We start from the raw sequence: 21,033 nt of genomic DNA on the forward strand, positions 1-21,033 counted from the left end.
CTGTGGATAACTTGCAACAGCTACAAAGAATCTATACTGTCCCGTGACTTTTGCGGCAAGACATGAGGTCCAACCGCTTGAGCTACCTTTTTATCATGTGATGCCGTTCTAGGGAGGAAGGGTCTATGACTACAGTTCAGAATCTTTACTCCGCCTTAGACAAGCAGGGCATTTCGAAAAGAAAGCTCGCTCTTCTGCTGCCCGACTGGTGGACAGATGAGATAGAAACGTCACCGTCGGGCGCGCAGCAAGCCAAGATTTATTTGGCCAAAGCGTTAAGCCTACGGATGCGTCCATTCAGCGAGACACCTCCCCGGGTTGAGTTTGATTTGCCGGCGGATAAACGATTTAAAAAATCTGCCAAAACCTCTGAGGCAGATGTGAACTTAGCGGTAGCTTTGGCTCGTAGTGCTTCGCGTCTGGCACTGTCTGCTCTCGATACTCAATTTGTTCCGCCTCCCCCGGATGCCTCTGCGATTCGCGAGAACCTGCTTTCGTCAGGGGCTCCTTGGGTGGGGTTGTCCGTATTGCTCGACTATTGCTGGAGTGTTGGTATTCCAGTCATTCATTTGGCTACGCCTCTGCTCGGTCGAAAAATGGATGGTATCGCGATGGCCATCAATGGCCGGCCATCTATAGTACTTTCTAATAATCGGAAAAGCGGTTTTTTACTTTTCCATTTGGCGCACGAACTTGGGCATATTGCCTTGGGGCATGTCGGTGCAAATGGAACGATTGTTGATGACGAAATCAAAAAAGATAATGATCAAGATAAAGACGCCGACGAGCTTGCAGCGGATCGGTTTGCTATCCAGCTATTGACTGGTAATGCTCACGGAAATCTAACGCTTCAGCAGTTGATCAAAGCGCCTGCGCTGGCGCGGCAAGCCATCCAGTATGGCAGCGAGCATAGAATTGATCCTACCCATATTGTTTTGAATTGCGCCCATAACAACAAGCGCCTTTTTCCATTGTGTGTGTCTGCTGCAAATCTTATTGCAGGAGAAAGTACTGATCAGGCTATGGTTTCAGATTTTGTCTTTCGACAGCTTCAAGATAACCTCAAAGATGATAGTGAGCACCTGCTGCGGAAATTGATCGCATAAATGATCTTGCTCACTGATAATGACATACTAGTGAAGCTTTCTCAGTGCGATTTAATTGAGGAAGCTTTGGCAGTGTTTCAGAGCGGGTTAGGTGATTGTTACGTTCTAGATAGTGCTAAGCATTCTTTATATTTGAATGACGTAGAGAAATGCGTATCCAAGCGGGTCGGCTGTTACAAATCCTATGATCGGCTTTGCAATCTCGTTCAGTCATGTCGCGTACTTGGAGCGGCGGAAGAGGACTTGGATTTCTTAGACGAATTGCTTCAAATTGATAGCGTTGATGATGGCGAGCTTTTGCTGTTGATGCATGCATTTGCACTCTATCAAAATCAACAACCCTACTTGTTTAGCACGGGTGACAAGCGTGCGCTTGTGGGTATCTTGATGTCGCAATCAGAAAGAGCAAAACAGATACTTACGCAGCGCGTGGAATGTGTCGAATCGATCATTTTGAAGGCGATTAAAATATATGGCTTCTCACACATCAATACGAAGCTCGTACGGGCGCAGGTCCATGTGGCTGCAGAAAAATATGACAAGGTTCTAAGGATGGCTTTCGGTATGGGGCGTGATGAGTGCCATTCTCTCGCGTGTCTTTCTCACTACTTGGCGCCAATTGTTCAATTCATAAAGCCTTAATAACCTGCGGGTGCGGCAATCCTTAAGAGAACTATTAAGTATTCAAAAGGATTACTTGGTTTATATACTCGCTTTAAACAGAGAATGGCATTGGTGGTCCTGAAGGCTTCTCAATCATGTTTTCGCCAAATATCGCATGCTGTAGTTCTTTTGATTTGTCGAACCATGTGCATGTGATCTGAACACCTATTACGTCCCCTAAGTCCTCTTCCATGTGCTTAATTGTCATGTTCGGTCCGCCGCTTTTCAATGTAACGACGTCGCCGCTCGCAAATTTCGACATTGTCCTGCTCCTGAGAGTGTTAATGAAATATCATCATAGCTTAGGATTGGTATTTCAACATGCCGCTAGGCTTTTTGGTAAGGCTTATTACTATGCGCTGGTCTGCTGAGTGGCTCCGTTGTTTTTCAGTATCATTTTAATTTAAGCGCTTATGAGGCGGGGTCAGGCAGCCGACAAGAAATTGTAGGAATGCTCGGACACGCTTTCTGAATCAAGCTGACTTTTCCGACGAGCTCTGGCGGTTGCCGGGTGGGAAGGGTTATCGCTAGTATTTTCCCGTCGCTGAAAATTCAGCGGCCGGGCCTGGAAACCCGAAAGTAGAAGGGCGTTATTTCAATCCTAGTGGAGCGCCAACATGTCTGAAGATAACTCTGGGCCAACAAAAAACGATTCCATTTCTCCCGAAGCCAGCCAGATTCCCCCGATCCTCGATGAAGCCGCCAAGCGCGCCATCGACCACTATCTTGACCCCAAACCTCAAGCCAAAAAGAAAAAGCCCTCAGGTCAACTGTTCACCGTCGTGGACGGCGTCGACACCGAAAGCCTGCTGGCCAACCTCAGCGAAACCCTGGCCTCAGCCGATGCCATGGTCAGCGACCTAGCCTTCGACCTGAAAGGCTCGCGACGCCATGTTGCCCTTGGCATTCAGCAACTGATCGAGCTGGGCGCTTTATTGGCGAATCGGATGCTGGACAACGTCAATACACAACCCTGATCACACCGCGTGCAGAAGCGAGCAAGCTCGCACAGGAGAAACGCAATCCCACCAAAACCAGGTCGGCTATAAGGCCGCCTCGCGGTGGACGTTGATCTCGGCGCCCCGTTAACCACGCTGGCCGAACGCAGGCATTGCGCAGTGGGCATCCCGGCATGGATGCCGGGATAGCCGCGCTGGACCATGGATGGTCCTTCGCGGCGGGCCCACGGAGCAATGCCGGAGTGAGGGCACACCGAGCCTAGGCGAGGTGCCGAGTGGTGGGGCAGAGCGTTTTTGGTTACTTTTGGCGCTCTTTCCAAAAGTGACCCGCCGTCAGGGCGGAACCCTAAGTGGCCGTTACCGCAGCAACGGATATGTATGCCGTCAACAAAATACTGGCCGGCTGTCAGGCCGCCATCGCGAGCAAGCTCGCACAATAGGTTCGGGGTACGACCGGAGGAGAACGGGGATAAATCCCCTCGCCACAGGGTTTTGTGTTTATCCCAATGCCAGTCATATCATCCCCAAACCTCCACAAACTCCCTGTAAACTCCGGCCTTTGCCCAACACCCAGGGAGTCGGCAATGTCGGGTTCGATCCTTTATATCCACGGCTTCAACAGCGCCCCAGCGTCGACCAAAGCCTGCCAACTGGTCGACGTGATGGCACGCCTTGGCCTCAGCAACCAGTTGCGGGTGCCCGCCTTGCACCACCACCCCCGCCAAGCCATCGGTCAGCTGGAACAGGCGATTGCAGAACTGGAGCGGCCGCTGCTGGTCGGCAGCTCGCTCGGCGGCTACTATGCGACTCACTTGGCCGAGCGCCACGGGCTCAAAGCCCTGTTGGTCAATCCTGCCGTGAGCCCGCATCGGATGTTCGACGGCTACCTGGGCACGCAGAAGAATTTATACACCGACGAAACCTGGGAATTGACCCACGACCACGTGACGGCCCTGGCCGAGCTGGAAGTGCCGGCGCCCCAGGATCCGCAGCGGTTTCAGGTATGGTTGCAAACCGGTGACGAAACGCTGGATTATCGCCACGCCCAGCAGTATTACCGCGCCTGTGCCTTGCGCATCCAGGCCGGCGGCGACCACAGTTTCCAAGGGTTTGCCCAGCAGTTGCCGGCACTGTTGAGTTTTGCCGGCATTGGCGCCGATTTGTACCAGGCGATCGACTTCACGTCGCTGTGAGCCATCGCCCCTTTTTCATTGAACACTGACGACGAGACCCCATGGCCACTCCCAGCGCTAGCTCTTATAACGCAGACGCCATCGAAGTCCTCTCGGGCCTCGACCCGGTGCGCAAGCGCCCCGGCATGTACACCGACACCAGTCGGCCGAACCACCTCGCCCAGGAAGTCATCGACAACAGTGTCGACGAAGCCTTGGCCGGGCATGCGAAGTCGGTGCAGGTCATCCTGCACGCCGATCATTCCCTGGAAGTCAGCGATGACGGTCGCGGCATGCCGGTGGACATTCACCCTGAAGAAGGCGTGTCGGGCGTCGAGCTGATCCTCACCAAGCTCCACGCCGGCGGCAAGTTTTCCAACAAGAACTACCAGTTCTCCGGCGGTTTGCACGGGGTGGGTATCTCCGTGGTCAACGCCTTGTCGACCCAGGTGCGGGTGCGGGTCAAGCGTGACGGCAATGAATACCAGATGACGTTCGCCGACGGCTACAAGGCCACCGAGCTGGAAGTGGTAGGCACTGTCGGTAAGCGCAACACCGGGACCAGCGTGTATTTCGCTCCGGACCCGAAGTATTTCGATTCACCGAAGTTTTCTGTCAGCCGCCTCAAGCATGTGCTCAAGGCCAAGGCGGTATTGTGCCCGGGGCTGCTGGTCAGTTTCGAGGACAAGGCCACCGGCGAGAAAGTCGAATGGCATTACGAAGACGGCCTGCGCTCCTACTTGGTGGACGCGGTCAGCGGTTTCGAGCGCCTGCCCGACGAGCCGTTCTGCGGCAGTCTGGCCGGTAACAAGGAGGCGGTGGACTGGGCGCTGTTGTGGCTGCCTGAAGGCGGCGAAAGCGTTCAGGAAAGCTACGTCAACCTGATCCCCACGGCCCAGGGCGGCACTCACGTCAATGGCTTGCGCCAGGGCTTGCTCGATGCCATGCGCGAGTTCTGCGAGTTCCGCAACCTGCTGCCCCGTGGTGTGAAGCTGGCGCCGGAAGATGTCTGGGAACGCATCGCCTTCGTCCTGTCGATGAAGATGCAGGAACCGCAGTTCTCCGGCCAGACCAAGGAGCGCCTGTCGTCCCGTGAAGCGGCGGCGTTTGTTTCCGGGGTGGTCAAGGACGCGTTCAGCCTGTGGCTCAACGCCAATCCGGAAACCGGACTGGCCCTGGCGGAGCTGGCGATCAACAACGCCGGACGTCGTCTCAAGGCCAGCAAGAAGGTCGAGCGCAAGCGCATCACCCAAGGGCCGGCATTGCCGGGCAAGCTCGCCGATTGCGCCGGGCAGGACCCGATGCGTTCCGAGCTGTTCCTGGTGGAAGGTGACTCCGCCGGCGGTTCGGCCAAGCAGGCGCGGGACAAGGAGTTCCAGGCGATCCTGCCGCTGCGGGGCAAGATCCTCAACACCTGGGAAGTGGACGGCAGCGAAGTGCTGGCCAGCCAGGAAGTGCACAACATCGCGGTGGCCATTGGCGTCGATCCGGGCGCTGAGGACATGAGCCAGCTGCGCTACGGCAAGATCTGCATCCTCGCCGACGCTGACTCCGACGGCCTGCACATCGCCACGTTGCTGTGTGCGTTGTTCGTCCAGCATTTCCGTCCGCTGGTGGACGCCGGTCACGTCTATGTAGCGATGCCGCCGCTGTATCGCATCGATTTGGGCAAGGAAATCTACTACGCCCTGGACGAAGCCGAGCGCGACGGTATCCTCGATCGCCTGGTGGCCGAGAAGAAACGTGGCAAGCCGCAGGTCACCCGATTCAAGGGCCTGGGCGAGATGAACCCGCCGCAGTTGCGCGAAACCACCATGGACCCGAACACCCGCCGCCTGGTGCAGTTGACCTTGGATGATTTCGAGGCGACCTCGGAAATGATGGATATGTTGTTGGCGAAGAAACGCGCCGGCGACCGCAAGTCCTGGCTCGAATCCAAAGGGGACCTGGCCGAGGTCCTGGCCTGATGCGCAACGGGTTCGCCCTGGGATTGTTGCTGTGGACGGGGGTAGTAGTTGCAGGGCCCGCGCCGGAATTGAAGCTGGTGTCCGAGCACGTCGTCGATGGCCTGCGCGGCGGCAACCTGTCCGGGCTTGCGCTGTGCGGCAGCGAGATGTGGACCGTGTCCGATCGCGACGATGACCAAATCTACCGCCTGAAACCCGACGATAGGTCGGTTTGGCAGGCTGAAGCGGTGGCTATCGAAGTGCCGCAGGTGCCGGAAAGCGGCTTGCCCTGGGGCTTGAGCTCGCGGACGTGGGCGGCATCTTTTCTGCGCGGTGGCGAGCTGGATTTCGAAGGCATCAGTTGCGACAGCGCCGGCAATCGCTACTTGGTCAGCGAGTCCCATGCCGCCGTGCTACTCGTGCCGCCAATTGGAGCGGCGTCCTGGCTGAAAATCGCCCCGACCTTGATCCGTCAGGCCCGGGGCAGCGGTATGCTATTGCATTTCAACGCACTGTTCGAAGGCCTGGCCGTGAACCCCGCCGGTGACCAGCTTTGGCTGGCGGCCGAACGCGAGCGTCGGGGCCTGTCATTGATCAAGCGTCAGCAGACGGTATGGGATTGCGATGGCAATTGTGTGTTGCTGAGCGAAGCGGGAAAGGAAATGCAGCCCGAGCAGTTTTCCAAGCCGAAGGCGGTGTCGCGGGATTTCGCCGATCTGTCGTTGTTCGACGGCAAGCTGTTTACCCTGGAGCGAAATGCCTATCAGGTCTGTCGGCGTGACCCGCAGACTGCCAAGGTTGAGCGTTGTTGGTCCTTCGCCGCAGAGGCATTGCAGGAAAACCGTCGGTTCTCGCAACCCTTCGGGCTGGCCGAAGCACTCGTGGTGGACGCCAACGGCGCATGGATCGGGCTGGACAACAACGATGGTGTGCGGGCCGATGGCGAAGAGCGGCCGATCATCTGGCGCTTCGCCGCGCCGGACGATGGCTGGAGTGCCACGCCATGAACCAGCAACCGCCGGGCAAGCGCGCCGGCCGGGTGCTGATGATCGTGGCTTGGTGCGCGGCGCTGTTTCTGGCGACGCGGTTTTTCGCCCAGTGGGAGCAGCGCGAGCACAATCCCAACACAGAGGTGTATTCGCAAAAGGGCGAAGGGTTTATCGAGGTGAAGCTGGTCGGCAACAAACAGGGGCATTTCGTCGCCAGCGGCCAGATCAACGGCCAGCCGGTGGACTTCATGCTCGACACCGGGGCCACCGATGTGGCGGTCCCGCAGGAACTGGCCGAGCGGCTGAAGCTGGAAAAAGGTTTTGGCGTGACATTGAGCACCGCCAACGGTTTGAGCGAAGGTTATCGCACCCGCATCGACCGGCTGCAATTGGGTGACATCGTCTTGCGCGATGTCCGCGCCCTGGTGGCGCCAGGCCTGGGTGGCACGCAGGTGCTACTGGGCATGAGCGCCCTGAACAAACTTGAATATACCCAGCGCGACGGCACCATGCTGTTGCGCCAGACAACGAACTGATGAGGCCCGCATGAGCGACATTCTTGCAGACAGCTTAGACGGCGTAGAACGCCGGTCGCTGGCTGACTTCACCGAAAATGCCTACCTCAATTACTCCATGTACGTGATCATGGACCGCGCCTTGCCGCACATCGGCGACGGACTCAAGCCGGTTCAGCGGCGGATCATCTACGCCATGAGTGAGTTGGGGCTGGACGCTGACTCCAAGCACAAGAAGTCGGCACGGACCGTCGGTGACGTGCTCGGTAAATTCCACCCCCACGGCGATTCGGCTTGCTACGAAGCCATGGTGCTGATGGCCCAGCCGTTCAGCTATCGCTACACCTTGGTGGATGGGCAAGGCAACTGGGGTGCGCCGGACGATCCCAAGTCCTTCGCGGCCATGCGTTACACCGAGGCGCGGCTGTCGCGTTATTCCGAAGTGCTGCTCAGCGAACTGGGCCAGGGCACCGCGGACTGGGGACCGAACTTCGACGGTACCCTCGACGAACCCTTGGTGTTGCCGGCACGTTTGCCGAATATCCTCCTCAATGGCACCACCGGTATCGCCGTGGGTATGGCCACTGATGTGCCGCCCCACAACCTGCGGGAAGTGGCCACGGCGTGCGTGCGTCTGCTGGACGAGCCGAAAGCCACGGTTGAGCAGCTCTGCGAGCATATCCAAGGCCCGGACTACCCGACCGAAGCGGAAATCATCACTCCCCGCGCCGATCTACTGAAGATCTACGAGACCGGCCGTGGTTCGGTGCGCATGCGTGCCGTTTATCACATCGAAGACGGCGACATCATTGTCACGGCGCTGCCGCATCAGGTGTCCGGGGCCAAGGTCTTGGAACAGATTGCCGCAATGATGCAGGCAAAACCGTCGAAAGCGCCGCAGGTGGCCGACTTGCGCGATGAATCCGACCACGAGAACCCGTGCCGCATCGTCATCATTCCGGTCAACAGCCGGGTCGACCACGACGCGCTGATGCAGCATCTGTTCGCCAGCACTGATCTTGAGTCCAGCTACCGGGTCAACATCAACATCATCGGCCTGGACGGCAAGCCGCAGCTGAAAAACCTGCGGGCCTTGCTGGTGGAATGGCTGGAATTCCGGGTCAAGACCGTGCGCCGGCGCTTGCAATTTCGCCTGGACAAAGTCGAGCGTCGCTTGCACCTGTTGGACGGCTTGCTGATTGCCTACCTCAACCTGGATGAAGTGATCCACATCATCCGTACCGAGGAGCACCCCAAGGCCAGTCTGATCGCCCGTTTCGCCCTGAGCGAAATCCAGGCCGACTACATTCTCGATACCCGCCTGCGGCAGTTGGCGCGCCTGGAAGAAATGAAGTTGCGCGCCGAGCAGGATGAATTGCTCAAGGAGCAGGCCAAGCTGCAAGCCCTGCTGGGCAGCGAAGCCAAGCTCAAGAAACTGGTACGCACCGAACTGCTCAAGGACGCCGAAACCTACGGCGACGACCGCCGCTCGCCTATTGTCGAGCGCGCCGAAGCCAAGGCGCTGACCGAACATGATCTGTTGCCCAACGAGAAAGTGACGGTTGTGTTGTCGGAAAAAGGCTGGGTGCGCTCGGCCAAGGGGCACGACATCGACGCTGCCGGGCTTTCCTACAAGGCCGGGGACAACTTCAAGGCCCTGGCGCCGGGACGTTCCAACCAGTTCGCGGTGTTCATCGACTCAACCGGGCGCAGTTATTCGGTGCCGGCCCATACCTTGCCTTCGGCTCGCGGCCAGGGCGAACCGCTTACCGGACGATTAACTCCGCCGCCGGGTGCAACTTTTGAATGCGTGCTGATGCCTGATGATGACGGGCTGTACGTTATCGCGTCGGACGCCGGTTACGGGTTCGTCGTGAAGGGTGAGGACCTGCAAGCCAAGAACAAGGCGGGCAAGGCGTTGTTGAGCCTGCCGAACAACGCCAAGGTCATTGCGCCTCGCCCAGTCATCGATCGGGAGAACAATTGGCTGGCGTCGGTGACGACAGAAGGCCGGCTGCTGGTGTTCAAGATCAGCGACCTGCCACAGCTCGGTAAAGGGAAGGGCAACAAGATAATCGGTATTTCCGGCGAACGGGTGGCGAGTCGCGAGGAATATGTCACGGATATTGCAGTGATACCGGAGGGTGCCACGCTTGTGCTGCAGGCTGGAAAGCGTACGCTTTCACTGAAAGCGGACGATCTTGAGCATTACAAAGGTGAACGCGGTCGGCGGGGCAACAAGCTTCCAAGGGGTTTTCAGCGGGTGGATGCACTGCTCGTCGAAAACCTCAATTAAGCGTGCTAGAGGGCTTGGTCTGCGATTAAAAGCCGCAGACCGGCACTTTGGCGCTGGAGTCGGAACGCATATTCACGGATGATAGGCCCTTTCAAGCGCCGGCGTGGCCGAGCGTTCTTCATAATGACCGAGTATTTTTCACTGTGGTAAGCCTTGTGGCCGCCACCTGGACGAGACGATGACTGCTCTGCGCCTTCCTATTTTGTGGCTTGCCGGCCTGCTTGGCCTGGCGGGCTGCAGCATGAACCAGCCGGTGTCGCTGTACCAACTGGACAGCGGCACCCCGGCCCAGCCTGCGCAAAGCACAGGCATGGCCGTATTGCTCGGCCCGGTGCTGATTGCTGATTACCTTCAGCGTGAAACCCTATTGCAACGCCAGCCAGACGGCAGCCTGCAGGCCGCCACCGATGGACGCTGGGCTGGCAGCTTGTCTTCCGACATCGATCAGTTGTTGCTGCGCCAGGTTGCGGGCCATTTGGACAGTCAGCGCGTAGTGCTGGCCCCGGCTACCCAGGGATTCTCCCCAGATGTTCAGGTCTTGCTGTCGATCACCCGGCTGGACTCAGGCGAATCCCAGCCAGCGGTCCTCGATGCCCAGTGGCGACTGATCGACCGTCGCGGCAAGGTTCGCGAAAACCGCATAGTTCATCTGCAAGAACAGCACGCTGGCTCCACCGCTGCGCAGGTCCAGGCACAAGGCGTGCTCTTGCAGCGCCTGGCCGAGCAATTGTCCGTGTCGCTCAAGCCGCTGGCCAACCAGCCGCCTATCGCAGAGGTCCCACGCAAGGCTGCTCCCGCCCCAGCAAAACCGGTTGAGAAGGAAAAGGACAAGATTCCCATGGCCTTGCCGATTCGTACGGACATGGAAGTGTTCCGGTTCTGATAGCCGGACCGGATACAGAGCAAGGCCCGCATTGATGCGGGCTTTGTTGTTTATATAAAAAGCCCGCTGGCGATCACTCGTCAGCGGGCTTCGTTATTTCAGATGCCGAGGCTCAGGCCTGACGCTCATGCATTCGTGCCAGTTGCCGCTCGAGCATCGACGGATACGGCTCCATCAATCGCTCTACACAGCAGGCGCCTTCGGGGCTGGCGATGGGGCGGATGCGCGCACGCTGGCGGATCAGGGCGTCGTCGTTGATCTTGCGCTCCACCAGCAGCAGGTTGCGGCTGTGTTGGGAGAGGGCCAGTGCGTCCTGGGCTGTTTCGGTCAACAGCAGGTCGATCTGGCTCAGGCCGAACAAGCCATCGCCCAGGGTCAGGCCCAATTGCAGTTGCAAGGTGATGCCGCTGTCGGCAACCTCGATCTGCAACTGATGACCCAATGCCCGCAGCAATTCACCGCAGCAGATCGCGTTGGTCAGGTAGTCGTCGCCGCTGTCCTCGGTGTGGAACAGCATCAGCGTGCTGCCGTCGTTCAAGGTGTGCAGTTCGCCCTGATAAAGCGATGCCGCCTGGTCGAGGCAGTCGCGATAACGTTCGAGCAGCTCCTTCAGGCGGGCCTGGGGCAGGCGTCGCAATTGATCCTGGGCGCCCAGTTGAACGGCCAGTACGGCGCTGTGCTGTGGCAGGTTCGAGGCGACAGGGCGGGCGATCGGTTGAGGCGCGTCGGCGACCGTTTCGTCTCGCAAGTCGGCGAAGGCATCGTCGTCTTCATCGTCTTCAACCGTACGCACCACATGACGCGGCACAGGGCGGGAAGCAGGCATCGGCGCACTTTCGTCAAAGCCAGGGTCCCGCAGGTTGCGCACTTCAAATCCCGGCTCGGCATCGTCCTCATCGACGTAGTCGAGGTCTTCGGGCTCCGGCACGGGCTCAGGCTCCGGCGCGAAACTGGCGTGAAGTTGCCGGGCCAGGTCGCCAATTTCGTCCTGGCGCTGGGTGGCGGGCGTGTGTTCGTCGATGTCCCGCAGCCAGACGCGCAGTTGCAGCAGCGGCGTGGAAATATGCCGTCCCAGGCGCAGGCTCAAGGCCAGTGCCAGTGCCAACAATATCGCACTGAGAATGCCCATGCTCTGCAGGCTGATGGTCATCGGTTGCTGGAACTGATCCATGTCCAGGCTGATGCGCAGCTGACCGGCGGTCACGTCCTGGAACGTGATCTTGCTCTGGTACATGCCACCGGTTTCACCCAGCAAGCCCGGTTTGGGACGCTGGCCGGCCTCCGCCAGGATGCGATTGTCCACGCTGTAGATGGCGGCGTGGGCGACCAGTTTGTTCTTGGTCAGGTTGTTGAGCAGCACGTTGAGGCTGAGGATGTCGTTGGACACCAGCAACTCGGTGGCAGACGTGGCGGTCTGGGTGGTCAGGCTTTCGCCCAGGGCATCAGCCTGCTCGTGCATGGCCTGCTTGAACTGCAAACCCATCACGCAGGCATAGATGACCAGGGCCAGGGCGACCAGGATCACGTTATGGCTGGCAATGCGTAATGCAATCGGCACGCGACGATGGCGCAGTGCACGGAAGATCAGCAGGAAGAAATTGTCGGTTTTGACTGGCGTGGGCCGGTTCACTGAGCTCGGCTCTTTGTCCGTGAAATTGACGCGCAGTATAGCGATAGCCCCATGACCGGCAAAGCACTGGCGGTGCCCGATGGTCACTGAATGTGGGTAGAATGCGGTTTTTTTCCACCTGCGGGGGTGCGCCTTGCGCGAAATCGTCCTGATAAACATCACTGGCAGCGACCGTCCGGGTCTGACTGCGGCCATTACCGGCGTCCTGGCCCAGGGTGGTGTGAACATTCTCGACATTGGTCAGGCGGTGATCCACGACACGCTGTCGTTCGGCATCCTGGTTGAAATCCCGGACACCGAGCTGGGCAAGTCGGTGCTCAAGGACATTCTGTTTACCGCCTACAAGCTTGACCAGCAGGTACGTTTCACACCGGTATCGGAAGCCGATTACCAGAGCTGGGTGGCCGGGCAGGGCAAGAAACGGCACATCGTGACGCTGTTGACTCGCAAAGTCACCGCCGAGCAATTGCAGCGCGTCAGTTCGATCACGGCGAAATATGGCCTGAACATCGACCACATCGACCGGCTGTCCGGGCGCATGCCGCTCGACACCCCGGCCGACCAAGGCAAGGGCTGTATCGAATTTTCCGTGCGCGGCGAACCTGCCGATCCCCAGGCGTTGCGTGCTGAATTCCTCAGCGTGGCCCAGGAGCTCAACGTCGATATCGCGTTCCAGGAAGATTCGCTGTTTCGCCGTAACCGCCGCCTGGCGGTGTTCGACATGGACTCGACGCTGATCGAAGCCGAAGTGATCGACGAATTGGCCAAGGCTGCCGGCGTCGGCGACAAGGTGTCGGCCATTACTGAGCGGGCCATGGCTGGCGAGCTGGATTTCCGGGCCAGCTTCAAGGAGCGCCTGGCGCTGCTGCAAGGTTTGGATGTGAGCGTGCTGGATTCCATCGGCGCTTCCCTGCGCCTGACCGAAGGCGCTGAAACCCTGTTCGCCGAACTCAAGCGCCTGGGCTACAAGACCGCGATTCTGTCGGGCGGCTTCACGTATTTTGCCAAGCAATTGCAGGCCAAGCTCGGTATCGACTACGTGTTTGCCAACGAGCTGGAAGTGATGGATGGCAAGGTGACCGGCGTGGCGGTCGAGCCGATCGTCGATGCGCAGCGCAAGGCGGATCTGCTGCGTGAACTGGCCGCCAAAGAGGGCCTGCGCCTGGAGCAGACCATCGCCGTAGGCGACGGAGCCAACGATCTGCCGATGCTGGCCATCGCCGGGCTCGGCGTGGCGTTCCGGGCCAAGCCGCTGGTCAAGCAGTCGGCCAGGCAGGCAATTTCAACCTTGGGGTTGGATGGGGTGCTGTATCTGCTGGGCTTCAGGGACCGCGACGGGCAGGTTTGAGCCCGGCATCAATTTCCAGGGCATACGCTCTTGTGGCGAGGGCGCTTGCTCCCGCTCGACGGCGAAGCAGTCGTAATCCAGGCGACGCGTTACTTCAGGTATACCGTGTCGCTCGGTTTGGGGCCGCTGCGCAGCCCAGCGGGAGCAAGCTCCCTCGCCACGGGAGCTGGTCGCTTTCTAGAGCGACTTCCACAACGAATCGAAATCCCCTTCTTGTGCGCCGCCATCCCCGGCCGTGCCCGAATCCTCCTGGCGGTAGGCAAACTGGTTGAAGCTGTGGGTGCTGGTGACTCGGCGATCCAGGCCGGCACGACGTGCCTGCCCGTCGGTATTGATCAATACTTGCTGGCCTTCCTGGAAAGGCAGGCGTGGGGCAATAACGGTGGGCGGCAGGTCGATGGCGCTGATTTCGGGCAGTAACAATCCTCGCAGGTAATGTCCCTGGTCGCTCTGTTCGCGGAGCAGTTGCAACCCACAAGGCTGGGCGTGGGGCGCGACCAGCTCGATGCCCATCTGCATGGCGCCATTGCGTACCTGGCGAATCCAGCGCACCACGGCGATGCTCCAGGTCTGGTCGTTGGCGTCACGAATGCCGACCATCTCCCCTGCCTGCAATTGTTCCGGCACCTCTTTCGGCCAGCCAAGGCAGTAACCGCCCGGGCTGTGATTGATGATGGGCAGGTCGTAGGTTGGAAAGTGATGCTGATTGTCGGAGCTGGTGCTGTCGTCATCGGCCGGATTGACCGGGTACTCGATTTCTTCGTAGGGCAGCAGCTCGCTGTCACCGGCTGGCGCGGCGTCGAAGGCCTGGCTCCAAGTGTCGTTTTTCCTGGTCGGCGAGGCCTCGAACCGGGCCTTGCGTGTCGCTGGATTCTTGAGGATTTCGCTGAAGGAACGCTCTCCTCCAAGGTAGTAATGCAGCGCGCTCATGCCCACGCACAACGTCAGCGTTCCGTTGCCCTCGGTGCGCTGGAAGCTGCGCTCGACGGCCTCGCCCCAGGCGGCTTGCAGGTGGTGCAGGGTGTCGGCACTCATGCCGGAAGGTACTGGCAGCGATGATTCGACAGGGTGCGCCAGATGGGTGGTAATCGCGCGTACCAACGGCTCAAGATCGAAACCTTGCAGGCTAGGTTGCTGCTCGGCGCGGAATTTGGAGCGATACCGCGGTCCGATATCGAGTTGCGGCGCGACGGCGAAAAGGCTGGTGGCAGCGCTGGCGGGCGGGTCCAGCTTGACCCACTGGCTCCACGATTCCAGTACCTCGGCCAGTCGCGCGATCTGGCTCTGGCGCAACTGATTGCTGCGCGAGGCGCCTAGCAGCAGGGCGACGACGTAGGTCTGTTCGGCGTTCAACTGATGAACCTGGCTGGCCAGCTCATCGCTGACGCTCAGGTGTTGCAACTTGTGCTGGCAGGCAATCCGGTACAGCTGGTGCAAATCAAGCCAAAGTCCCTCGGGCACCGGGCTGTACAGCTGGCCGGCGCGCAGCAGGTTGCCGTCGAGGGCGTGTAGCGCTCGTTGCAGTGCGGTGCCGAGCACGCGCGCCCGATCCTTGGTGAACTTGGGCGAGAGGCGTACGACTATTTGCTTGTAACCCATCGCCAGATGGGTTTGCAGGGCCTGGCACAGGTTGACGATCTTGCGCGAGCGGTCGTCCAGCACAATGGCCTGCTGCAGGAAGTGTCGCTCCAGGTGCTTGCAGACGTAATAAACCTCGGGCCGCAGCAGTTCGAGCAGTTGCAGGCGGTTTTCGCTGGGGGTGAGCAGCTGGTTCAGCTCGCCGAGCGCCTGATACAACAGGCGGGCGGTTTCGCCGATGTTGGCCTTGGGCAGGTTGGCAATCCAACGCTTGAGGTCGCGAGGCGTGGCATCGCAAAAGGACAGGCGCGACTGGGTCGGTGTCGAAACACGCAGTAGCTGGAGAGGGCTGGTCTCATTCATGCCGTGGGCTGACTCCGGCGGGAAATGAAGGGGATGTTTCAACTCTAGCAGCTATGGGCGAAAAGGCGCGTCCGATGTCGGGTGCCAGGTGGGAGCGACAGGCCTAGCCCCCACCTGGTCGATGATCAGGCCTTGGGCAGCGCCAAGCCTTGGCCCATCTGCACCGGCGAGCCGGCAACCAGGTCTTCGGCCCATTTCACCTGGTCCGGGCCAAACAGCACGATAGCGGTGGAACCCAGTTTGAATCGGCCCAGTTCGGCACCCTTCTCCAAGTGGATCGGTGCACGGGCGGCTTCGTCGTAACGGAAGGTTTTCAACTCGCGCTTGGGTGGCGTTACCAGCCCGGCCCAAACGGTTTCGATAGAAGCCACGATCATTGCGCCCACCAGCACTACGGCCATCGGGCCGCGTTCAGTGTCGAAAATGCAGGCTACGCGCTCGTTACGGGCAAACAGTTCCGGAACGTTTTCGGCAGTGGTCTGGTTGACCGAGAAGATTCGCCCGGGGATATAGACCATTTCCCGCAGAGTGCCGGCCAGCGGCATGTGCACGCGGTGATAATCCTTGGGCGACAGGTAGATGGTGGCGAAATCGCCGCCCATGAACGGCGCCGCGTTGGCCGCATCACCGCCCAACAGCTCCAGCACACTGAAGCTGTGGCCCTTGGCCTGGAACACCCGGCCATGTTCGATCGGGCCGAGCTGGCTGACGGCGCCATCGGCAGGGCTGAGAATCGCGCCGGGGGTGTCGTCCAGAGGGCGCGCTCCCTCTTTCAGGGCGCGAGTGAAGAAGGCATTGAAGTGCTCGTAAGCCGTCAGGTCTTCCACCAGCGCCTGGGACATGTCCACCTGGTAGCGCTTGGCGAACCAGGCCGTGAAGGCATTCTTGAACCAGCGCACTCGGCACTCGGCGATGCAGCCGGCCAGCCGCGACAGCAAATGGTGCGGCAGCAGGTACTGGGAGAGGATGAACAAGCGGTTTTTCATTAACTGTCCTTAAAAATCTTCAAAGCTCGATGGGGGTGTCAGGGTGATTGCCCCATTCGCCCCAGGAACCGGCATAGCCTTTGACTCGCGGATAACCGAGCGCCTTGGCCACCAGATAGGTGAAGCCAGAGCGGTGGTGAGTCTGGCAGTGGGTGATGACTTCTTTGTCAGGCGTAATGCCCAGTTGTTCGAGTATTTGTGGCATGTCCTTGCGGATACGCAGGTTGCGCGCCGGGTCCATGCCTGCGGTCCATTCAAAGTTGATTGCTCCAGGGATGTGTCCGCCCCTGGCCGCAACGACTTTTTCGCCGGAATATTCGAGCGGGCCGCGCGCATCCCAGATCGCCAGGTCGCTGGCGCCCAGGCGGCTTTGCAGATATTCGCGGGTGGCGGTGGGTGCTTCGTGCAGGGTCAGGCTTACCGAGCCCGCGACTGCCGCCGGAACTTCAGTGGAGACTGGCAGGCCCTCGTCCAGCCAGGACAGCAAACCGCCATCGAGGTAGTGATAGTTCGAATGGCCAATCACGTCCAGCAGCCAGATAAAGCGCCCGGCCCAGCCGCCGCCCTCATCGTCATACACGACGTAGGTCGCATCGGGGTTGTGGCCGAGCTCGCCGAACAGTGCCTCCAACTCGGCATCGGACGGCAATAGGCCTGGCGCCGGAGGCTGGCCCAGTTGCGTGCGCTTGGGGTCGATGAAGCGCGCGCCAGGAATGTGTCCGGAGCCATAGCGGGCGGCGCTGGTCAGGTCCACCAGAATCAGATTGGCAGCATCGAGGCGCGGCAGCAGCTCGTTTGGCTCGATTACCAGCGGCAAGCCAGAGAAGTCAGGCATGTGAGGTCTCCTGGGGCGCAAAGGGAAAAGATTGTACCAAGTTCAGCGGCCACGGTTGGTAAAGCTGTGCAGGGCCCTTTCGATGCATTGCGAGGTTTTGCCGAAGGCCTGTACGGTCACGTCCGAGAACGGCCCGCCACCCTGGTCCACCGCGACCAACATGATCACCCGGCCATTGCAGGTCAGTGAGCGCAACAGCAAGTGCTCGCCCTTGAACAGGCTGCGCAGGCCCGGCGGCAGCAAGGCCGAGTACTGCGCATTGTTCTCCGGGTTCAAGCGAACCTGGGCTTGCTGGGCCAGCAGCCGCTGCAGGACCTTGCTCTGGCTGATGGAGAAACTCATCGCCGCCGCCTCTTTGGGTAGGCCGGCGGTCTGATGCACGCGCACGCTGGTCTGGCTGCGGTCGGCCATCAAGATCATGACCCGGCGCATTCCGCACGCCACCAGAGCGTCGCGGGCCGAGGTCGTCAGATGCATGGCATTGCTGAAGGGGCTGGGTTCCACCAACAGTGCGGCGCATTGCTTGCGCCATTGAGTCAGGTCTTCGGCGCTGGGCGGCGCGGCCGGGAGCAAGCCCGGGTGAACGCGGCGGCTGCCCCAGGGCCAGATCAACGCCACAGCGGGATGCCAGAGGTCTGGCATGGCAGTTTGGCGGGCGCTGGTGACAGCCTGTTGATGAAGCTGCTGCTGGAGCTCGTCCATTGGGATTTGCAGATACAGGCTTGTGAGGTACTGCCAGCGAGCGCTGGACGGGCTGTCCCAAGCCTGTTGCGCCGCCAGCGCCAAGCCGTTGGCCAGCAATACGGTATTGGCGGGCTGGTTGAGCCAGCGCCGCAGGGTTGGATCGTCGTCCAGCCGATTCTGCTGGCGTAGCGGGTGATCGCTGTCGCGTGCGATGCGCAGCACTTTGATCAGTTCGCGGCGCTCGTTGAGCAACAGACGATAGCCCTGCATCACCCACGCCGGCAGGCGCCACCTCTCCACCAGCGCAAGGCAGATTTTCAGCAGGCTGACGCCGAACAGTTCGCGCTCGACCCGGTCGGCTGGCTCGCCTTTATGGACCACCCGCAACTCCCACTCACCCAGCAGCCGCGGGTGCGTCAGGGCCAGTGGCCAGAGCGGCGAGAGAAATAACAGGCTGCCCCAATGGATGTCCTGCCACAGCCGAGCCAGGCGGTTGGCGAAAAAACCGTTGGCCTGTTGCGAGGCGTGCTGGCTGATCAATTGCAATTGGCGCAGCACCACGGGAATTTCATGTTCCGGCAACGAGGGCAGGCGGGCGAGCAATTCCTCGGTGCGTTTGAGGCCGAGGCGGTTGATGGCAACCTCGAGATTTTCCGCCGGTTCCGCCAGGGTACCGTGGGTGTGATGGTTAGCCTCGCGGATGACACTCAGGGCCAGGGCGGGGCTGCCCTGCATCAATTCGGCAATGTCGCGCAACGAGCGGCGGCTGTCGGCAATCGCCTTGCAAACCAGGTCATGACTGGCCTGGGGCACCGGCAGGTGGATGCCTTCGAGCAGCTTTACCCAGCCTTCGAGCGTGGTGGGTCGCGGAGTTGGAACCTTCGTTTCGTTAGCCATGACTAGACGCGATCTTCACATGAGGTATCAACGCCCGGAACGGGGCAAAATTGGCTTTTCGCCAGAACTGGCTATAGTCTGGCGCAGTTTTGCCGATAAGTAGAAGAAGAGATTTTTCAGCTTCCGAATATGACCTTGAACCCGACTTAAATAAGTACTTTCTACCTATGGCTAAAATTATCGGCATCATTGTCGTGTTCGCGAGCGTGCTCGGCGGATACGTGCTTTCCCATGGCAAGATCGCAGCCCTGATCCAGCCTTTCGAGGTATTGATCATCGGCGGTGCGGCCCTTGGCGCATTCCTGCAGGCCAACCCTGGCTATATGACCATGCACGTGCTCAAGAAATCCTTGAGCATGTTCGGCTCGCGTTTCAGCCACACCTTCTACCTGGAAGTGCTGGGGCTGGTTTACGAGATCCTCAACAAAAGCCGCCGTGAAGGCATGATGGCGATTGAGGGCGATATCGAAGACGCCGCCTCCAGCCCGATTTTCGCCAAGTACCCCACCGTACTGAAGGATGAGCGCATGACCGCGTTCATCTGTGATTACCTGCGCATCATGTCGTCCGGCAACATGGCGCCCCATGAGCTCGAAGGCTTGTTCGACATGGAGCTGTACAGTCTCAAGGAAGACTTGGAACATCCGTCGCACGCGGTCAACGGCATCGCCGACGGCATGCCCGGTTTCGGTATCGTCGCGGCGGTATTGGGTATCGTGGTGACGATGGCTTCCCTGGGGGAAGGGGATCAGGCGTCCATCGGCCTGCACGTAGGTGCGGCGCTGGTAGGTACGTTCTTCGGTATTCTGGCCGCCTATGGCTTCTTCGGCCCGCTGGCCCATTCCCTGGCCCACGACGCCAAGGAAGAGCTCAATGTCTACGAGGCCATCAAGGCTTCGCTCGTGGCCTCCGCCTCGGGCATGCCACCGTCCCTGGCAGTGGAGTTCGGTCGCAAGGTCCTGTACCCGGCGCATCGTCCAAGCTTCGCCGAGCTGGAACAAGCGGTTCGCGGTCGTTAAGTCATGGAAAATAACCAGCCGATTATTGTAAAGCGCATCAAGCGCATTGCCGGCGGACACCATGGCGGTGCCTGGAAAATCGCCTTTGCCGACTTCGCGACGGCGATGATGGCGTTCTTCCTGGTGCTGTGGCTGCTGTCCACCGCGACCCCGGAACAGAAGATCGCTATCGCCGGGTACTTCAAGGATCCGGTCGGTTTTTCCGAGAGCGGCACGCCGTACATTATCGATCTGGGCGGCTCGCCTGTCCTCGCGCCGGAAAATACGCTCAATCCCGAGGTCAAGTCGCAGCCTCAGCCCGACAAGGCGACCGTCGACGCCAATGAGGCCGAAGGCATGGCCGAGCAGGTCGAGCGCGAGCGCCTGGAGTTGCTGCTGCAAGAATTGCAGAACAAGGTCGAAGAGAACCCGGAACTGCAGAAATTCAAGGACCAGATTCTCTTCGAGATCACCCCGAACGGCCTGCGCATCCAGATCATGGACGCCGATAACCGGCCGATGTTCGACTCGGGCAGCGCGCGGCTGAAACCGTATTTCGAAGACATCCTGCTGGCTATGGCCGACACCATCAAAGCGGTGCCGAACAAGATCAGTATCAGCGGTCATACCGATGCCAAGCCGTACGTTGGCAAAGGCGACTTCGGTAACTGGGAGCTCTCGGCCAACCGCGCCAACGCAGCGCGGCGCGCCCTGGTGGCGGGCAGCTACCCGGACGAGCAAGTGGCGCGGGTCGTTGGTTACGCGTCCTCGGCGCTGTTCGATCGCAAGGATCCGTTCAACCCGGTCAACCGGCGTATTGATATCGTGGTGTTGACCAAGAAGGCGCAGAAAGCCATCGAAGGTTCGCAGACCGACGATCCGGCGCCAGACCCAGCCGCGGGTGAGGGGGCTCCGGGGGAAGTGCCGGCTTCACCAGCCACGCCTGGTGCGGCCGCTGATCCGAACGCATTGCCGGCGGATCAGCAGCCCGTGCAGGCTCATGAAGTGCGCGAGCGCCTGAACCTGTTCGATGACGCCGCACCGAAACCGACGGAACCGCCAGCGCAGTGACCCACAAAAAAGCCGACATCATCCAGACTGTGTGAAAACGCAGTTTGCGGCGGCGTAAAGCAAATGCCCCGACTTGTCGGGGCATTTGCTTTTCTGGAATGTAAAAAATAAAGG

General features: G+C 59.9%; 18 protein-coding genes. 12 read left to right on the forward strand and 6 right to left on the reverse strand.

Going from position 1 to position 21,033, the window contains the following annotated elements:
• The first annotated feature begins 125 nt into the window (after window positions 1–125).
• Together HU806_RS13545 and HU806_RS13550 are read left to right on the forward strand one after the other, a co-directional pair.
• Window positions 126–1,106 carry an ImmA/IrrE family metallo-endopeptidase gene (locus HU806_RS13545; protein ID WP_186611857.1) on the forward strand — a complete coding sequence of 327 codons (981 nt, stop codon included), beginning with the start codon at window positions 126–128 and terminating at the stop codon, window positions 1,104–1,106.
• Complete coding sequence (locus HU806_RS13550; RefSeq protein WP_186611858.1) at window positions 1,107–1,748, forward strand: hypothetical protein; 642 nt, start codon at window positions 1,107–1,109, stop codon at window positions 1,746–1,748.
• Between the two features lie 73 nt (window positions 1,749–1,821).
• Here the strand turns inward: HU806_RS13550 and HU806_RS13555 are convergent, their stop codons facing one another.
• Window positions 1,822–2,031 carry a DUF2158 domain-containing protein gene (locus HU806_RS13555; protein ID WP_186611859.1) on the reverse strand — a complete coding sequence of 70 codons (210 nt, stop codon included), beginning with the start codon at window positions 2,029–2,031 and terminating at the stop codon, window positions 1,822–1,824.
• Window positions 2,032–2,386: 355 nt separating this feature from the next.
• On the opposite strand from HU806_RS13555, the gene HU806_RS13560 reads away from it, so the two are divergent.
• From HU806_RS13560 to HU806_RS13590, 7 genes are all read left to right on the forward strand, one after another.
• Window positions 2,387–2,746, forward strand: coding sequence for a DUF6124 family protein (locus HU806_RS13560; RefSeq protein WP_186611860.1), 360 nt, complete (start codon window positions 2,387–2,389; stop codon window positions 2,744–2,746).
• A gap of 566 nt (window positions 2,747–3,312) precedes the next feature.
• A complete protein-coding gene (locus HU806_RS13565; RefSeq protein ID WP_186611861.1) occupies window positions 3,313–3,921 on the forward strand; it encodes a YqiA/YcfP family alpha/beta fold hydrolase in 609 nt (202 codons plus the stop codon).
• Between the two features lie 41 nt (window positions 3,922–3,962).
• Entirely contained in the window at window positions 3,963–5,867 is a 1,905-nt protein-coding gene (gene parE, locus HU806_RS13570; RefSeq protein WP_053181455.1) for a DNA topoisomerase IV subunit B, read from the forward strand.
• The gene (locus tag HU806_RS13575; RefSeq protein WP_186611862.1) at window positions 5,867–6,853 is read left to right on the forward strand and encodes an esterase-like activity of phytase family protein; all 987 of its coding nucleotides are present in this window, start codon (window positions 5,867–5,869) and stop codon (window positions 6,851–6,853) included. Before parE ends, HU806_RS13575 begins: the two co-directional genes overlap by 1 nt.
• The gene (locus HU806_RS13580) at window positions 6,850–7,371 is read left to right on the forward strand and encodes a retropepsin-like aspartic protease family protein (protein ID WP_186611863.1); all 522 of its coding nucleotides are present in this window, start codon (window positions 6,850–6,852) and stop codon (window positions 7,369–7,371) included. Before HU806_RS13575 ends, HU806_RS13580 begins: the two co-directional genes overlap by 4 nt.
• Before the next feature lie 10 nt (window positions 7,372–7,381).
• Window positions 7,382–9,646: a DNA topoisomerase IV subunit A gene (gene parC, locus HU806_RS13585; RefSeq protein WP_186611864.1), complete on the forward strand. Its 2,265-nt coding sequence runs from the start codon at window positions 7,382–7,384 to the stop codon at window positions 9,644–9,646.
• A gap of 178 nt (window positions 9,647–9,824) precedes the next feature.
• A complete protein-coding gene (locus HU806_RS13590; protein WP_186611865.1) occupies window positions 9,825–10,529 on the forward strand; it encodes a PqiC family protein in 705 nt (234 codons plus the stop codon).
• 112 nt (window positions 10,530–10,641) lie between these two features.
• Here HU806_RS13590 and HU806_RS13595 read toward each other — a convergent pair whose 3' ends face one another.
• Window positions 10,642–12,159: an AhpA/YtjB family protein gene (locus tag HU806_RS13595; protein ID WP_186611866.1), complete on the reverse strand. Its 1,518-nt coding sequence runs from the start codon at window positions 12,157–12,159 to the stop codon at window positions 10,642–10,644.
• Between the two features lie 133 nt (window positions 12,160–12,292).
• Between HU806_RS13595 and serB the strand changes: the two genes are divergently transcribed.
• A complete protein-coding gene (gene serB, locus HU806_RS13600; protein ID WP_186611867.1) occupies window positions 12,293–13,507 on the forward strand; it encodes a phosphoserine phosphatase SerB in 1,215 nt (404 codons plus the stop codon).
• 177 nt (window positions 13,508–13,684) lie between these two features.
• On the opposite strand, the gene HU806_RS13605 is transcribed toward serB, so the two are convergent.
• From HU806_RS13605 to HU806_RS13620, 4 genes are all read right to left on the reverse strand, one after another.
• Window positions 13,685–15,448, reverse strand: a complete 1,764-nt coding sequence (locus tag HU806_RS13605) for a cyclic-di-GMP receptor FimW-related protein (RefSeq protein ID WP_186611868.1) — start codon at window positions 15,446–15,448, stop codon at window positions 13,685–13,687.
• A gap of 125 nt (window positions 15,449–15,573) precedes the next feature.
• Window positions 15,574–16,434 (reverse strand): archaetidylserine decarboxylase, encoded by an 861-nt coding sequence (gene asd, locus HU806_RS13610; RefSeq protein WP_186611869.1) that lies wholly within the window; start codon window positions 16,432–16,434, stop codon window positions 15,574–15,576.
• 19 nt (window positions 16,435–16,453) lie between these two features.
• On the reverse strand, window positions 16,454–17,269 hold the full coding sequence (locus HU806_RS13615; protein WP_186611870.1) for a rhodanese-like domain-containing protein: 816 nt from the start codon (window positions 17,267–17,269) through the stop codon (window positions 16,454–16,456).
• Window positions 17,270–17,311: 42 nt separating this feature from the next.
• A complete protein-coding gene (locus HU806_RS13620) occupies window positions 17,312–18,850 on the reverse strand; it encodes an HDOD domain-containing protein (protein ID WP_186611871.1) in 1,539 nt (512 codons plus the stop codon).
• 167 nt (window positions 18,851–19,017) lie between these two features.
• On the opposite strand from HU806_RS13620, the gene motA reads away from it, so the two are divergent.
• Window positions 19,018–19,869, forward strand: a complete 852-nt coding sequence (motA, locus tag HU806_RS13625; RefSeq protein WP_186611872.1) for a flagellar motor stator protein MotA — start codon at window positions 19,018–19,020, stop codon at window positions 19,867–19,869.
• A 3-nt stretch (window positions 19,870–19,872) separates the two neighbouring features.
• Window positions 19,873–20,919 (forward strand): flagellar motor protein MotB, encoded by a 1,047-nt coding sequence (gene motB, locus HU806_RS13630; RefSeq protein WP_186611873.1) that lies wholly within the window; start codon window positions 19,873–19,875, stop codon window positions 20,917–20,919.
• Window positions 20,920–21,033 lie beyond the last annotated feature (114 nt).

The organism is Pseudomonas sp. SWRI154, assembly GCF_014268645.1.
GTDB lineage: Bacteria > Pseudomonadota > Gammaproteobacteria > Pseudomonadales > Pseudomonadaceae > Aquipseudomonas > Aquipseudomonas marvdashtae.

Coding starts and splice junctions, on each gene's coding strand:
- HU806_RS13545 (WP_186611857.1), top strand. CDS start 126: ATGACTACAGTTCAGAATCTTTACTCCGCCTTAGACAAGCAGGGCATT.
- HU806_RS13550 (WP_186611858.1), top strand. CDS start 1,107: ATGATCTTGCTCACTGATAATGACATACTAGTGAAGCTTTCTCAGTGC.
- HU806_RS13555 (WP_186611859.1), bottom strand. CDS start 2,031: ATGTCGAAATTTGCGAGCGGCGACGTCGTTACATTGAAAAGCGGCGGA.
- HU806_RS13560 (WP_186611860.1), top strand. CDS start 2,387: ATGTCTGAAGATAACTCTGGGCCAACAAAAAACGATTCCATTTCTCCC.
- HU806_RS13565 (WP_186611861.1), top strand. CDS start 3,313: ATGTCGGGTTCGATCCTTTATATCCACGGCTTCAACAGCGCCCCAGCG.
- parE (WP_053181455.1), top strand. CDS start 3,963: ATGGCCACTCCCAGCGCTAGCTCTTATAACGCAGACGCCATCGAAGTC.
- HU806_RS13575 (WP_186611862.1), top strand. CDS start 5,867: ATGCGCAACGGGTTCGCCCTGGGATTGTTGCTGTGGACGGGGGTAGTA.
- HU806_RS13580 (WP_186611863.1), top strand. CDS start 6,850: ATGAACCAGCAACCGCCGGGCAAGCGCGCCGGCCGGGTGCTGATGATC.
- parC (WP_186611864.1), top strand. CDS start 7,382: ATGAGCGACATTCTTGCAGACAGCTTAGACGGCGTAGAACGCCGGTCG.
- HU806_RS13590 (WP_186611865.1), top strand. CDS start 9,825: ATGACTGCTCTGCGCCTTCCTATTTTGTGGCTTGCCGGCCTGCTTGGC.
- HU806_RS13605 (WP_186611868.1), bottom strand. CDS start 15,448: ATGAATGAGACCAGCCCTCTCCAGCTACTGCGTGTTTCGACACCGACC.
- asd (WP_186611869.1), bottom strand. CDS start 16,434: ATGAAAAACCGCTTGTTCATCCTCTCCCAGTACCTGCTGCCGCACCAT.
- HU806_RS13615 (WP_186611870.1), bottom strand. CDS start 17,269: ATGCCTGACTTCTCTGGCTTGCCGCTGGTAATCGAGCCAAACGAGCTG.
- HU806_RS13620 (WP_186611871.1), bottom strand. CDS start 18,850: ATGGCTAACGAAACGAAGGTTCCAACTCCGCGACCCACCACGCTCGAA.
- motA (WP_186611872.1), top strand. CDS start 19,018: ATGGCTAAAATTATCGGCATCATTGTCGTGTTCGCGAGCGTGCTCGGC.
- motB (WP_186611873.1), top strand. CDS start 19,873: ATGGAAAATAACCAGCCGATTATTGTAAAGCGCATCAAGCGCATTGCC.